Source organism: Pseudoalteromonas galatheae (assembly GCF_005886105.2).
Classification (GTDB): Bacteria; Pseudomonadota; Gammaproteobacteria; order Enterobacterales; family Alteromonadaceae; genus Pseudoalteromonas; species Pseudoalteromonas galatheae.
The window spans coordinates 2,775,019-2,788,382 of record NZ_PNCO02000001.1 but is presented as its reverse complement, the minus strand read 5'-3'; the positions used below and the strand labels follow the sequence as shown (position 1 = coordinate 2,788,382).

The following is a 13,364-nucleotide window of genomic DNA, read 5'->3' as shown; positions in this document are numbered from 1 at the left end:
CGTGTCGAGCGATTTTGCATCGCGATATGGTATAAAAGCTCGCCGCATAAAGCCGCTTCCCACCAGAGGTTATATATCGAGTGTAGCAGCGATTTCACATCGCGATATGATAAAAGCTCGCCGCATAAAGCGGCTTCTACCAGAGATTATATATTGAGTGTAGGAGCGATTTTACATCGCGATACGGCACAAAAGCTCGCCGCGTGAAGCGGCTCCTACCAGATATTATATTGCCTGTAGGAGCGATTTTACATCGCGATATGGAACAAAAGCTCGCCGCGTAAAGCGGCTCCCACCAGAGGCTATATATCGAGTGTAGGAGCGATTTTACATCGCGGTAGGTACATCACCGCAACTACAAAAAGTTGCGTTCAAATCGCTTAAGCATTATGGGCTTTACCTTTGCAGCGGTGAGTATCAGCATAATAAAAGCGACAATAAACCAGACGGGGCGATTACCATGCTCTGCATACCAGCTCACTCCACTAATGAGTTTTACATCACTTTTCAGTATATTGGCTTCGAATTGTGGAATGGCATGCTGAACTTTGCTAAGTGGATCGTAAACACCAGTGATACCATTATTCGTTACTCGAATTAATGGGCGCTGTAATTCTAAGGCACGCATCCGAGCGATCTGCATATGCTGATGCGGGCCGTGGGAATCTCCAAACCAGGCGTCGTTACTCACAGTAAAAAGAATATCTGACTCAGAGGTAAAGTTACCTCTGACAAGCTCGCTAAACGCGATTTCGTAGCAAATAGCGGGTAACACATGCAAACCGTTCGCAAGTAGGTTTGGTTGTACCGCATCACCTCGAGTAAATGACGACATCGCTAAGTTAAAAAGAGGCGCTATAGGGCGCAATAGGTTTTCGAACGGTACAAACTCACCAATAGGCAACAATTGGTGCTTCTGGTAGCGGTTTTTGTGCAGATAGTGATATTGCCCTTCGCTGTCTTCTTTTTCTTTTTTACCAAGCGTGATCAGCGTGTTGTACGCGGTTCTGGTATCAAACTGATAATCGGGAATGCCCGTTATCAGCGCTGTGCCATTAAACGCGGCGGCTTTGTCCAGCCCTTCTAAAAATGGGTAGGCGATATCTTCAAATTCAGGAATAGCAGCTTCCGGCCACACCACTAAATCAACGCCTTGCCAGTTAGGTCTAGTCATATCTCGATATTTAGACATGGTCGGCCAAAACTGCTCAGGCTCCCAGCGCAGACTCTGCTTGATATTACCTTGTACAAGCAAAGTGGTGATTTCATCTCCCGAGTATTTCAATGGACCTTGAGTGACTGGCACACTGTATAGACCTGCAATGCCAGCAAAGCAGGCTATAGCGAGATAAATCGCACGTTGTTTAAGTAGATAGTAAAGGCTTGTTGTCGCTAAAATAACTAGTAATGTTAAGCCAAATTCACCGATCCAAGGGGCTAAGCTGCTCAATGGCGAGTCAGTTAACGTGTAACCAAAACTAAGCCAAGGGAAGCCTGTGAGCATGTGACCTCGCAGCCATTCTGTAATGGCAAAACCCGCAACAAGTGCCAGCACCCGTTGCCATGGTGTGCGAGAAAAGTAGCTGGCAAAAGCAAATGCCAATGCCGGGTAGATGGCAAGATAAGCACATAGCAATGCCATCAACAGCACCGAGACAGGTAAGGGTAAACCACCAAATTCAGCGATAGAGACATGCACCCAGCTTATGCCAAGTGCAAACCAGCCAAAGCCAAATAAAAAGCCATATTTGGCCGCGAGCTTTGGACTGGGTTTATCGGTAAGCCAAGCCGCTATAATCAAGCTAACAAAAGCGATAGGCCAAAAACCAAAAGGGGAATAAGCAAAAGTAAGTGCACAGCCAGAAATGAGTGCCAGCCATGCAAACTTATCTTTTGCGAGATTACTCAGGTTAGATACTAGAGTCTTCAACATGTTCAGATTTAGGTACACTTACTTGAATTTGTAAGATCCTCCGGTTATCGGAGTTAGTTACCTTAAACTGAAGGGGATCTATGTCTATGGTTTCACCGCGGCTTGGCATGTGGCCAAATGCATGAAGAATGATACCACCAATGGTATCTGCTTCTTGGGTGTCGTAGCTGGTTTTGAAGAATTCGTTAAATTCATCCAACGGCGTGAGTGCTTGCACGGTATAAACATGTTTGGATAGCTGACGAATATCTTGTTGTTCTTCGTCGTCATCATGTTCATCTTCGATTTCACCAACAATGGTTTCGAGAATATCTTCGATAGTAACCAGTCCAGACACACCGCCATATTCATCAATCACGATGGCCATATGGTAACGTTTTTGACGGAATTCGTTGAGCAGAGTATCGACACGCTTACTTTCAGGCACGACCACTGCGGGACGAAGGTATTCGCGGATACTTGGCAAATCGCTCTCTTCACGCAAAATCAAAGGTAAGAGATCTTTGGCAAGTAAGATGCCTTCTACATGGTCTTTGTCTTCACAAATCACAGGAAAACGCGAGTGTGAAGATTCTACCATCATAGGGAGTTGAGCACTGAGCGGCTCATCTACATCAAGTGTAATCATTTGCGAACGTGGGATCATGATGTCACGAACTTTCAGCTCTGAAACGCTGAGTACACCTTCCATCATGTCTTTGGTTTCTGGGTCAATCAACTGGCGCTCTTGCGCATCAGCGATGACTTCAGCCAGTTCTTCTTTATTTTGGGGTTCCCCTTGCAGCATCTGTGTGATGCGTCCCAGCCAGGTCTTGCTAGAAGAACCCTGACTACTTTGCGAGTTATCGTCGCTCATTAGTTGTGTCTGCTCCGTTAATTTAACAATCGTCTCTGTAAGGGTCTGCGATATTCAAAGATGCGAGAATTTGCTTCTCTATTGTTTCCATTTCTACCGCGTCTTGTTCATTTATATGGTCAAATCCAAGTAAATGCAAGCAACCATGGATAACCATATGGGCGAAGTGGTCATGAAAGGTCTTTTCTTGCTCTATGGATTCTTGGTATACCACTTGGGGACAGATAACTAAATCACCAATAAGTGGCAACTCAATTCCCGGTGGCGCATCAAATGGGAAAGACAACACATTGGTTGGCTTGTCTTTGCCTCTGTACTGGCTATTGAGCTCTTGGCTTTCGTGCTCGTCAGCGATGCGAATAGTTAATTCTGCTTCTTCGCGAAATTGCGTTAATGCATGTTCTGCCCATAATTGGAATTGTGCTTCGGAAGGCAAGTTGTCAAATTCACAAGCCAATTGCAAATCTAGCATTAAGTCCATGGTTTATTCCTCAGAAGGTTGCTGTTTCGCTTGATGCTTCTCAGCTTTAGCAAGACGCTCTTGTTCTTCTTTCTTCTCGTATGCTTCGACGATACGAGCAACCACTGGGTGTCTAACTACATCGTGAGATTTAAAGAAGTTAAATGAAATTTCTTCTACATCATTGAGCACATCTATCGCATGGCGAAGTCCAGAGCGCGCACCGCGAGGCAAATCGATTTGCGTGATATCACCGGTGATCACCGCTTTTGAATTAAAGCCAATCCGCGTTAGGAACATCTTCATTTGTTCAGTCGTGGTATTTTGGCTCTCGTCCAAGATAATAAACGCGTCATTGAGTGTTCGACCACGCATATATGCCAAAGGTGCAACCTCGATGACATTTTTTTCGATTAAGCGCTCAACTTTTTCAAAACCAAGCATCTCGAATAGGGCATCATAAAGAGGACGAAGGTAAGGGTCGATTTTTTGTGTTAAATCACCCGGTAAGAAACCCAGTTTTTCACCAGCTTCAACCGCTGGACGAGTGAGTAGGATGCGACGGATCTCTTGGCGTTCTAGCGCATCAACCGCTGCTGCAACAGCAAGATAGGTTTTACCTGTACCAGCAGGACCAACACCAAAGGTAATATCGTGAGTTAAGATATTAGCAACATATTGGCTCTGATTTGGGTTACGAGGCTTAACCACACCGCGACGAGTCTTAATATAGACTTCTTTGTCCCATACGGTTGGGGCGTCTTGTTCGAGTACGTTCGCTTCTGTGATGGCCAGATGAACCTGATCCGGTTCAATTTCTGTCATTTTTCCTTTCACAGGCTGAGTATCAACATATAGAGATTTTAGAATATCCACAGCTGCTTTTGCCGTTACCGCTTGTCCGGTCACTTTAAACCAATTGTCACGGTGCGCGATTTCAACTCCAAGGCGACGTTCTATTTGTTTTAGATTTTCGTCGAACGGACCACATAGTGAAGAAAGGCGGTGATTATCTGCGGGTTCTAAGTAAATTTCTATATTCTTTATCTGATTACTCAAAATGTCTTCCTATAAAAACGACGCTAGCCGAAGCTAGCGCACAATTTAAAAATGCTAGGGGGTAAAAGTACCAACACCTAATTCATTAATTTCAGGTTCTTGTGGGGCTTTATTTAAGATATCCGACGGTTTTACGTCACGACGTAAATCCATTTCTGCTTCAGTACGGATAAGCTCACCACGTAACGAGTTTGGTAACGCCTCAGTAATACGTACGTCGACGAATTGGCCGATCACTGAGTGTGGACCTTCGAAGTTTACAACGCGGTTATTTTCAGTTCTTCCACGCAGTTCCATTGGGTTTTTCTTCGATGGGCCCTCAACCAAAATACGCTGCTCGGTATCGTGCATCTTGCGGCTAATATCCTGCGCCATTTGGTTGATACGGTTCTGTAGGATGTATAGACGTTCTTTCTTTTCTGATTCTGCAACATCATCAGGTAAGTCTGCTGCTGGCGTGCCTGGTCGCGCTGAGTAGATGAAACTAAAGCTCATATCAAAACCGATATCATTAATCAGGTTCATCGTTGCTTCAAAGTCTGCGTTTGATTCGCCTGGGAAGCCAATGATGAAATCTGAAGACATGCTTAGGTTAGGACGGATCTTACGTAGCTTGCGGATTGTTGATTTGTACTCAAGCGCAGTATGACCGCGTTTCATTAGGTTTAGAATACGGTCTGAACCACTTTGCACTGGTAGGTGTAAATGGTCAACAAGCTCTGGCACATCCGCATAGGCTTCAATGATATCTGGTGTAAATTCAACAGGGTGAGATGTTGTATAACGAATACGGTCAATACCGTCAATTGCTGCAACGTAGCGAATTAAGTCAGAGAAGTAACAAATTTCACCATCGTGCATTTCACCACGGTAAGCATTTACGTTCTGGCCAAGCAAGTTCACTTCACGCACACCTTGCTCCGCAAGCTGAGCAACTTCAAGGATCACATCATCTAAAGGTCGGCTTACTTCTTCACCACGCGTGTAGGGTACAACACAGAAAGTACAGTACTTAGAGCAACCTTCCATAATCGAAACAAATGCACTCGGGCCTTCAGCCTTTGGCTCTGGCAAACGGTCAAACTTTTCGATTTCAGGGAATGAAATATCGACAACGGAGCCTTCTTTGCTTTGCACCTGTTTGATCATCTCTGGTAGACGGTGCAATGTTTGTGGTCCAAACACGATATCAACAAATGGCGCACGCTGACGAATGGTGTCGCCTTCTTGTGATGCTACGCAGCCACCAACACCAATAACAAGATCAGGGTTTGTGTCTTTTAGTAGTTTCCAACGACCAAGTTGGTGGAATACTTTTTCCTGTGCTTTCTCACGAATCGAGCAAGTATTGAGTAGGATCACATCAGCTTGCTCAGCTTCTTCTGTAAGCTGATAGCCATTTGTTGAATCCAAAAGATCCGCCATTTTCTGGGAGTCGTACTCGTTCATCTGACAACCCCAGGTTTTAATATGCAGTTTTTTACTCATTTAAATATTGCCTCGTTTACAACTCGGTGTTTAGCACTACGCGTTTCTCGTGCAGGCGATGCTGAATTGATATCATTATGCCTAAAGGACGCGTATTTTATATGACCTATCTTGTCTAGCCAAGTATAGATTTTAACTTTCAAAATGTGGATCAATACAGAGTGTTTTAAGCAAACATCTGTTTTTATATGCGTTACAATGCGTACAGACTCAATTAAGTGGAATATGGCATGAAAAACAAGGCTCTGATAGTCGGTGGTGGCATGGTTGGTGCGGCGTGTGCCGTTAAGCTAGCGAAGCAAGGTGTTGATGTAACCATTATTGAACATTCTCCCATCTCACCAGGTGCAATACTCTCAAGTGATAAGGTAGATATTCGCGTTTCTGCTATCAATCGCTTTTCCGAGCAGTTACTAGATGAGCTCGGTGCTATGCCTGTGTTAAGAAACACCAGAGCCGCGGTTTACAAGCAGCTAGAAGCCTATGAGGATAAGCCTGGACAATTAGTATTTGATTGTGAAGCGCTAAACGCCTCGCACTTAGGCCACTTAATTGAGAATAACCTCATTCAAGCTGCTTTGTGGCAGCAGTTCGAGGAATTTGATATCAAGGTGGTTTCACCTGAGGGGAGCCCAAAGCGCATTATTCATAATGATGATTCTGTGACGATTGAGTATCAAGCTGCATCTTTTACCGCCGATTTATTAATTGCAGCTGATGGAGGTCGCTCCATCGTCAGACAAATGAGTGGCATAGGCGTGACAGGCTGGCAATATGAGCAACATTGTATGGGGCTGCTGATTAAACTCGACGCACCGCAACAAGAAAAAACATGGCAGCAATTTAAGCCATCAGGTCCCATTGCCTTTTTACCTATGCAGTATCCGTATGCCAATCTGATTTGGTATGACAACGGCAATAAACTCAATTTACTTAAGCAACTAGATAAGCAGGCGCTAAAACAAGAAGTAAAAGCTGCATTTTTTGAGCTACCCGGTGACTTTGAGATTGAAGAAGTGGCGGTTTTTCCTTTAGCAAGGCAGCATGCCAACCAGTACGTGAGCGAACGAGTGGTATTAGTAGGAGATGCAGCTCATACCATTAATCCATTAGCAGGGCAGGGAGTAAACCTTGGCTTTAAAGACGTAGCGGCGCTTGCTGAAGCGATTGAGTCAAAAGAAGATATTGGTGACATCAGTGCACTACATCACTACGAGTCAAAGCGTAGGAAAGACAATCTCTTGATGATGAGTATGATGGATGCGTGTTATTTTGGCTTTTCGAATCAAGTAACACCGTTAAAGCATTTGAGAAATCTGGCTCTGAATGTGGCGAATAAAGCTGGGCCGTTAAAGAAAGAAGTGCTTAAGCACGCCATGGGAGGTGTTGGTTTTTAATCTTTGTTCTCTACACTGAGCGTGTTACACCAATTTACTTAATTAAGTGATATTTTTGAAGGAGCAAGTATTAGGATAAATTGGTATTACTGCACGCTTCATTGTTTAGTGCCGAGATTATCTCATCAGTGTTAGCTTATCGACGACATACATCAATGTATTAATATCAAATTTGCCATCTAGCCTTAATAACCAATCACGGTTGGGCTGCAAAATGTAAGCAGTTTGAACTCCTGAAGGTCTGATAGAAGAAAAAATATGTTTTGCTCCGTGAGTAGCGGTAAATACATTTGCTTCGTCTATAACGCCAAGCTCAGCACTGACTTTCTGCATGTCTTCACTCTGTATATCAAAGGTGCCATTGAAAGCTCGTGTCATAAACTCAAGAGGTGTTAAATCATACTTGTTCGGTAGACCAGCAAGTGCGGTAGCGCCAGTTATCCAGCTTAACGTTAGTTCAGAAGAGTTGTCGTTAATCACAACTGAGTAGGTATCGTTAGTAAAAGTTTGGAATGAAACTTTATTTGCCTGCTCTGAGGGCTGACAGTAGCTAAAGTGCTTGAGTGCGATTTCTATGTGTGATGGAGAGCAAATTGAGCTAGCACTTGCTTCTACAAAGCTAGGTATACTGAAAATAATTAATGAGAATAAAAGAAATAAAGACTTTAGCACTTTCTTTCCTAACATGAAGAAAGTTTAAAAGTAACATTAGAAAAATGAGCTAGGAATGAATAGATAGGAAAGAGATTGTTACTAAATGGTGCGGAAAGAGAGACTTGAACTCTCACATCCGAAGATACTGGAACCTAAATCCAGCGCGTCTACCAATTCCGCCACTTCCGCACAGTAGATATTCTATTTATAGCTAACATCTCAAAAAGAGATGGCTGGAGTACCAGGATTTGAACCTGGGAATGGCGGGATCAAAACCCGCTGCCTTACCGCTTGGCGATACTCCAGCAATAGAGGTAAGTTCAAATCTTATTTAGCCCAGATTTGAGTTAGGCTATTTTACCGCTTCCACTTCGTGTCGAGACGATACCCAGCAATAGAGGTAAGTTCAAATCTTATTTAGCCCAGATTTGAGTTAGGCTATCTTACCGCTTCCACTTCGTGTCGAGACGATACCCAGCAATAGAGGTAAGTTCAAGAGTTTGAGTTCTACTTGAAAGAACATGGTGCGGAAAGAGAGACTTGAACTCTCACATCCGAAGATACTGGAACCTAAATCCAGCGCGTCTACCAATTCCGCCACTTCCGCACAGCGTAGCTAACATCTCAAAAGAGATGGCTGGAGTACCAGGATTTGAACCTGGGAATGGCGGGATCAAAACCCGCTGCCTTACCGCTTGGCGATACTCCAACGAAAATTTGATTGTTTTAGTTCCAATCAAGAACATGGTGCGGAAAGAGAGACTTGAACTCTCACATCCGAAGATACTGGAACCTAAATCCAGCGCGTCTACCAATTCCGCCACTTCCGCATATCATTTCGCATTAGTTATTAGAACCTAAATCCAGCGTCTATATTAAGACATCGACCAATTCCAAAACTTCCGCATTTGTAAATGGTGGCTATGCCCTGATTTGAACAGGGGACCCCATCATTATGAGTGATGTGCTCTAACCAGCTGAGCTACATAGCCATTGGCTGGAGTACCAGGATTTGAACCTGGGAATGGCGGGATCAAAACCCGCTGCCTTACCGCTTGGCGATACTCCAACGAAATAAAATCTTTTGAGTTCTGATTTAAAAGAACATGGTGCGGAAAGAGACTTGAACTCTCACATCCGAAGATACTGGAACCTAAATCCAGCGCGTCTACCAATTCCGCCACTTCCGCACAGCGTAGCTAACATCTCAAAGAGATGGCTGGAGTACCAGGATTTGAACCTGGGAATGGCGGGATCAAAACCCGCTGCCTTACCGCTTGGCGATACTCCAACGAAAATTTGATTGTTTTAGTTCCAATCAAGAACATGGTGCGGAAAGAGAGACTTGAACTCTCACATCCGAAGATACTGGAACCTAAATCCAGCGCGTCTACCAATTCCGCCACTTCCGCACATCTTTTGGCATTAGTTATTAGAACCTAAATCCAGCGTCTATATCAAGACAACTGCCAATTCCGCTACTTCTGCACATTTTTTGCAACAACAAAACGATAAGTTTTGGTAGTAGTTAAAATATGGTGGCTATGCCCTGATTTGAACAGGGGACCCCATCATTATGAGTGATGTGCTCTAACCAGCTGAGCTACATAGCCATCTATTTAACTTCTCATCATCGCTGATGCGGGGCGTATTATGCGTATATGCCCCCAAGCCGTCAACACCTTTTTTGCAAAAAATCTGCTAACACAGTTTGTTTGCAGATAAATTAAGCGAAACGGCTTGTTTTTATATCAAATCATGCAGGGCAATTGCAAATGTTTAACAATGCCTGTGAATTTTTATTCCTTTAGAGTCTATAACTTGCTTTGAAGAAAAGGCGCTATTTGATTAAAAAGCAGAGTTGATAAAACTAAAAAGGAGCCGAAGCTCCTTTTATTGCGATAGCGTGTAGTAACTATGGTTACACATTAAATAAGAAGTTCATCACATCGCCATCTTTTACGATGTATTCTTTACCTTCTTGACGCATTTTACCCGCATCTTTCGCACCTGATTCACCACGGAACTCGATATAATCATCAAAGCCAATAGTCTGTGCTCGAATAAAACCACGTTCAAAGTCTGTGTGGATTTTACCTGCAGCTTGCGGTGCTGTCGCGCCAACAGGGATAGTCCATGCTCGTACTTCTTTTACGCCAGCTGTAAAGTAAGTTTGCAATTTCAACAACTCATAGCCACCACGTATTACGCGGTTCAGGCCCGGCTCTTCTAAGCCTAAGTCATCCATAAACTCTTTCTTATCTTCGTCTTCAAGTTCAGAAAGTTCAGCCTCAATTGCTGCACATACTGGGATCACAACCGCGTCTTCTGCAGCCGCAATTTCACGCACTTTGTCTAGAAATGGGTTATTTTCAAAGCCATCTTCGTTAACATTGGCGATGTACATAGTTGGCTTGATCGTTAAAAAGTTTAGGTAGCTTATTGCTGCAGCTTCTTCTTTATTTAGCTCAAGTGAGCGAAGCGTTAAACCTTCGTCCAAGTGCGCTTTTACTTTTTCAAGTACAACCAGTTCAAATTTCGCGTCTTTATCGCCGCCTTTCGCTTTCTTTGCGTTACGTAAAACTGCGCGATCTGCAGTATCCATGTCTGCAAGTACCAGCTCAGTGTTAATAACATCAATGTCTTCAGCAGGGTCGATTTGACCCGCTACGTGAACGATATTTTCATTTTCAAAACAGCGAACTACATGACCGATAGCATCCGTTTCACGGATGTTTGCCAAAAACTGGTTACCTAAACCTTCACCTTTTGATGCGCCTTTTACCAAACCGGCAATATCTACAAACTCCATTGAAGTTGGGATAGTACGCTGAGGATTTACAATTTCAGCTAGCTGGTCAAGACGAGCATCTGGTACTGGTACTACACCGGTATTCGGTTCGATAGTACAAAAAGGAAAGTTCGCGGCCTCAATGCCCGCTTTAGTCAACGCATTAAATAAAGTAGATTTACCTACGTTAGGTAAACCAACAATGCCACATTTAAAACCCATAGTGTTTATTCCTAAATTTCTACCGTATTATCTCAAGCCCGCATCATGGCGAACGAGAAGCTTAGGTATTACTCAATCAATCGCAGCAGTGAACTGTTACGGTTTAAATGAATGTAGTCGATTTTGCGCTTTTAACACACCGTCTTTTGCGAGTATTTCCATACATCGAACTGCTTCATCCACAGCGGCATCAATTTTTTCTTGATCAGCTTGTGGTGCTTTGCCTAGAACCCACCCTGTGACTTTGTCTCTGTGTCCTGGGTGACCAATACCAACGCGCAATCGCATGAATTCTTTGTTATTTGCCATTTTAGCGATAATGTCTTTTAAGCCATTGTGGCCGCCGTGACCACCGCCTTTTTTGAGTTTGGCGATACCGGGTTCTAAATCCATTTCATCGTGAGCAACTAGAATACTCTCGACGGGGATCTTATAAAAATTGGCAAGACTCGCAACCGCTTTACCACTTAAGTTCATATAAGTAGTAGGGATCAGCAACTTAAACTCTTGGTTATTGATGAGCACTTTGCCTGTGAGGCCGTGATGCTTAGTGTCTGGTTTTAGGAGGCAGTTGTATCTTCTGGCTAGTTCTTCGATAAACCAAGCGCCAGCGTTATGACGGGTGTTTGCGTATTCGGGGCCTGGATTAGCCAGGCCCACAAGCATTTGAATATTATTCAAGGTGTTAACACCTGAATAATTACTCAGCTGCGTCTTCAGCAGACTCTTCAGCAGGAGCTGCTTTAGGAGCGTTTACTGAAACAACTGCTTGGTCGTGATCTGCACCTTTAGCAAGTTCAACTGAAACAACACCAGCTGGAAGGTTGATGTCAGAAAGGTGTAGAGTTTCGCCAACAGCTAGAGTCGCTACGTCAACTTCAATGAACTCCGGAAGTCTTGCTGGAAGACAAGTGATTTCAATTTCAGTTAGTTGGTGAACGATAGTGTTACCACCTTTAGTCGCTTTCTCTTCGTTGATGAAGTGAACAGGAACTTTAGTGTGAAGCTTTTGAGAAGCATCAACGCGTTGGAAGTCTAAGTGAGTGATCTTAGGCTTGTACGGGTGACGTTGGATATCTTTAAGAATTGCTTCAACAGACTCACCGCCAATGTTAAGCGTTAGGATGTGAGTGTAGAAACCTTCGTCTTCTTGCGCTTTCAAAATTTTGTTGTGATCAAAAGTTAGTGAAACCGCATCTTTACCAGCACCGTATAGGATTGCAGGAACTTTATCTGCGCGACGTAGGCGGCGGCTCGCACCAGTACCTAGGTCAGAACGTACTTCAGCGTCAAATTTGTAGTCAGACATGGATGTCTCCAAAATAATTAAGTTAATGTGTCAGAGAGCTCGCGACCAAGCTCCCTGCCTAAAAAAGGCGCGCCAATATACCACTAACGCACTTGCAATGAAACCTATAAAACAAAAAAAGCACCAGAGGTGCTTTTTGGCTAATCAGTTTTGCTGCTGATTAATGTTGAAACATCGCAGAGATTGATTCTTCGTTGCTGATACGGCGGATTGTTTCAGCCATCATATCCGCAAGTGTCAATACTTTGATGTTATCAAGCGCTTTCAATTCATCAGAAAGTGGAATTGAATCAGTCACAATAACTTCATCGATAACAGAGTTACGTAGATTTTCCGCAGCATTGCCCGAAAGTACTGGGTGAGTTGCGTAAGCGAATACGCGCTTTGCACCGTGCTCTTTAAGTGCTGCGGCTGCTTTACATAAAGTACCGCCTGTATCTATCATGTCATCGACAATGATACAGTCACGACCAGCAACATCACCAATGATGTGCATAACTTGAGAAACGTTAGCCTGTGGACGACGCTTATCAATGATCGCTAAGTCTTTATCATCTAACAGTTTTGCAATCGCACGAGCACGAACCACACCACCGATATCAGGTGAAACTACTACTACATCTTCGAACTTACGCTCTTTCATGTCTTCGATTAGCACTGGGCTACCGAATACATTGTCAACAGGTACGTCGAAGAAGCCTTGGATTTGTTCTGCGTGTAGGTCAACGGTAAGAACACGGTCGACACCTACGCTTGAAAGGAAGTCTGCAACAACTTTAGCAGTAATTGGAACACGAGCAGAACGCACTCGGCGGTCTTGACGTGCGTAACCGAAATAAGGAATAACGGCTGTGATACGACCAGCAGATGCACGACGTAGCGCATCAACCATGACGATTAACTCCATTAAATTATCATTTGTAGGAGCACATGTTGATTGGATGATGAATACATCTGAACCACGAACGTTTTCGTTGATTTGAACGCTAATTTCACCGTCGCTAAAACGGCCAACAACGGCATCACCTAACTCAATAAACAAACGTTTTGCAACTTTTTGAGCTAGCTCAGGTGTTGCGTTACCAGCGAAGAGCTTCATGTCGGGCACGGTAGGGTTCCTCAGGCACTGAATTTTTTGGACTAACATGCAATGACCATGAAATAAAAAAGTCAAAACAAGCTAACTTAAACAATT

At 43.8% G+C, this 13,364-nt stretch carries 11 protein-coding genes and 11 tRNA genes; 1 reads left to right on the top strand and 21 read right to left on the bottom strand.

Translation table 11 applies throughout. The annotated features are described in order from the left end of the window. Positions 1 to 355: 355 nt before the first annotated feature. Genes lnt through miaB form a run of 5 tightly spaced genes read right to left on the bottom strand, consistent with a single transcriptional unit; the run spans position 356 to position 5,796 of the window. On the bottom strand, positions 356 to 1,933 hold the full coding sequence (lnt, locus tag CWC29_RS12420; RefSeq protein ID WP_138521634.1) for an apolipoprotein N-acyltransferase: 1,578 nt from the start codon (positions 1,931 to 1,933) through the stop codon (positions 356 to 358). Beyond that, positions 1,911 to 2,789, bottom strand: a complete 879-nt coding sequence (corC, locus tag CWC29_RS12415; protein WP_128725245.1) for a CNNM family magnesium/cobalt transport protein CorC — start codon at positions 2,787 to 2,789, stop codon at positions 1,911 to 1,913. Before corC ends, lnt begins: the two co-directional genes overlap by 23 nt. A gap of 22 nt (positions 2,790 to 2,811) precedes the next feature. Then, positions 2,812 to 3,270, bottom strand: a complete 459-nt coding sequence (gene ybeY, locus CWC29_RS12410) for an rRNA maturation RNase YbeY (protein ID WP_138521636.1) — start codon at positions 3,268 to 3,270, stop codon at positions 2,812 to 2,814. Positions 3,271 to 3,273: 3 nt separating this feature from the next. Further along, the gene (locus CWC29_RS12405; RefSeq protein ID WP_128725247.1) at positions 3,274 to 4,308 is read right to left on the bottom strand and encodes a PhoH family protein; all 1,035 of its coding nucleotides are present in this window, start codon (positions 4,306 to 4,308) and stop codon (positions 3,274 to 3,276) included. 54 nt (positions 4,309 to 4,362) lie between these two features. Next, positions 4,363 to 5,796, bottom strand: a complete 1,434-nt coding sequence (gene miaB, locus CWC29_RS12400; protein WP_128725248.1) for a tRNA (N6-isopentenyl adenosine(37)-C2)-methylthiotransferase MiaB — start codon at positions 5,794 to 5,796, stop codon at positions 4,363 to 4,365. A 230-nt stretch (positions 5,797 to 6,026) separates the two neighbouring features. Between miaB and CWC29_RS12395 the strand changes: the two genes are divergently transcribed. Then, positions 6,027 to 7,193, top strand: a complete 1,167-nt coding sequence (locus tag CWC29_RS12395) for an FAD-dependent oxidoreductase (protein ID WP_138521638.1) — start codon at positions 6,027 to 6,029, stop codon at positions 7,191 to 7,193. Between the two features lie 117 nt (positions 7,194 to 7,310). Here CWC29_RS12395 and CWC29_RS12390 read toward each other — a convergent pair whose 3' ends face one another. The 16 genes from CWC29_RS12390 to CWC29_RS12315 form a co-directional block, all read right to left on the bottom strand. Then, positions 7,311 to 7,865, bottom strand: a complete 555-nt coding sequence (locus tag CWC29_RS12390) for a hypothetical protein (protein ID WP_138521640.1) — start codon at positions 7,863 to 7,865, stop codon at positions 7,311 to 7,313. 86 nt (positions 7,866 to 7,951) lie between these two features. After that, positions 7,952 to 8,036: transfer RNA gene (locus CWC29_RS12385), tRNA-Leu, on the bottom strand. Between the two features lie 41 nt (positions 8,037 to 8,077). Continuing rightward, positions 8,078 to 8,152: transfer RNA gene (locus tag CWC29_RS12380), tRNA-Gln, on the bottom strand. A 217-nt stretch (positions 8,153 to 8,369) separates the two neighbouring features. Then, positions 8,370 to 8,454 (bottom strand) — tRNA-Leu (locus CWC29_RS12375). Positions 8,455 to 8,481: 27 nt separating this feature from the next. After that, positions 8,482 to 8,556, bottom strand: a tRNA-Gln gene (locus tag CWC29_RS12370). A 36-nt stretch (positions 8,557 to 8,592) separates the two neighbouring features. Further along, positions 8,593 to 8,677: transfer RNA gene (locus CWC29_RS12365), tRNA-Leu, on the bottom strand. An 85-nt stretch (positions 8,678 to 8,762) separates the two neighbouring features. Beyond that, a tRNA-Met gene (locus CWC29_RS12360) sits at positions 8,763 to 8,839 on the bottom strand. Between the two features lie 2 nt (positions 8,840 to 8,841). Further along, a tRNA-Gln gene (locus tag CWC29_RS12355) sits at positions 8,842 to 8,916 on the bottom strand. 38 nt (positions 8,917 to 8,954) lie between these two features. Then, positions 8,955 to 9,037, bottom strand: a tRNA-Leu gene (locus CWC29_RS12350). Positions 9,038 to 9,063: 26 nt separating this feature from the next. After that, positions 9,064 to 9,138, bottom strand: a tRNA-Gln gene (locus tag CWC29_RS12345). Between the two features lie 36 nt (positions 9,139 to 9,174). Further along, a tRNA-Leu gene (locus tag CWC29_RS12340) sits at positions 9,175 to 9,259 on the bottom strand. A gap of 124 nt (positions 9,260 to 9,383) precedes the next feature. Further along, a tRNA-Met gene (locus CWC29_RS12335) sits at positions 9,384 to 9,460 on the bottom strand. 308 nt (positions 9,461 to 9,768) lie between these two features. Continuing rightward, complete coding sequence (ychF, locus tag CWC29_RS12330; RefSeq protein ID WP_128725974.1) at positions 9,769 to 10,860, bottom strand: redox-regulated ATPase YchF; 1,092 nt, start codon at positions 10,858 to 10,860, stop codon at positions 9,769 to 9,771. Positions 10,861 to 10,956: 96 nt separating this feature from the next. Continuing rightward, positions 10,957 to 11,541, bottom strand: a complete 585-nt coding sequence (gene pth / locus CWC29_RS12325) for an aminoacyl-tRNA hydrolase (protein WP_128725973.1) — start codon at positions 11,539 to 11,541, stop codon at positions 10,957 to 10,959. Between the two features lie 19 nt (positions 11,542 to 11,560). Further along, on the bottom strand, positions 11,561 to 12,169 hold the full coding sequence (locus CWC29_RS12320; RefSeq protein WP_128725972.1) for a 50S ribosomal protein L25/general stress protein Ctc: 609 nt from the start codon (positions 12,167 to 12,169) through the stop codon (positions 11,561 to 11,563). Between the two features lie 160 nt (positions 12,170 to 12,329). Next, a complete protein-coding gene (locus tag CWC29_RS12315; protein WP_010370444.1) occupies positions 12,330 to 13,277 on the bottom strand; it encodes a ribose-phosphate pyrophosphokinase in 948 nt (315 codons plus the stop codon). Positions 13,278 to 13,364 lie beyond the last annotated feature (87 nt).

Bases quoted from the DNA above. Each gene is read 5' to 3' on its own strand.
- lnt (WP_138521634.1), bottom strand. From the start codon at position 1,933: ATGTTGAAGACTCTAGTATCTAACCTGAGTAATCTCGCAAAAGATAAG.
- corC (WP_128725245.1), bottom strand. From the start codon at position 2,789: ATGAGCGACGATAACTCGCAAAGTAGTCAGGGTTCTTCTAGCAAGACC.
- ybeY (WP_138521636.1), bottom strand. From the start codon at position 3,270: ATGGACTTAATGCTAGATTTGCAATTGGCTTGTGAATTTGACAACTTG.
- miaB (WP_128725248.1), bottom strand. From the start codon at position 5,796: ATGAGTAAAAAACTGCATATTAAAACCTGGGGTTGTCAGATGAACGAG.
- CWC29_RS12395 (WP_138521638.1), top strand. From the start codon at position 6,027: ATGAAAAACAAGGCTCTGATAGTCGGTGGTGGCATGGTTGGTGCGGCG.
- ychF (WP_128725974.1), bottom strand. From the start codon at position 10,860: ATGGGTTTTAAATGTGGCATTGTTGGTTTACCTAACGTAGGTAAATCT.
- CWC29_RS12320 (WP_128725972.1), bottom strand. From the start codon at position 12,169: ATGTCTGACTACAAATTTGACGCTGAAGTACGTTCTGACCTAGGTACT.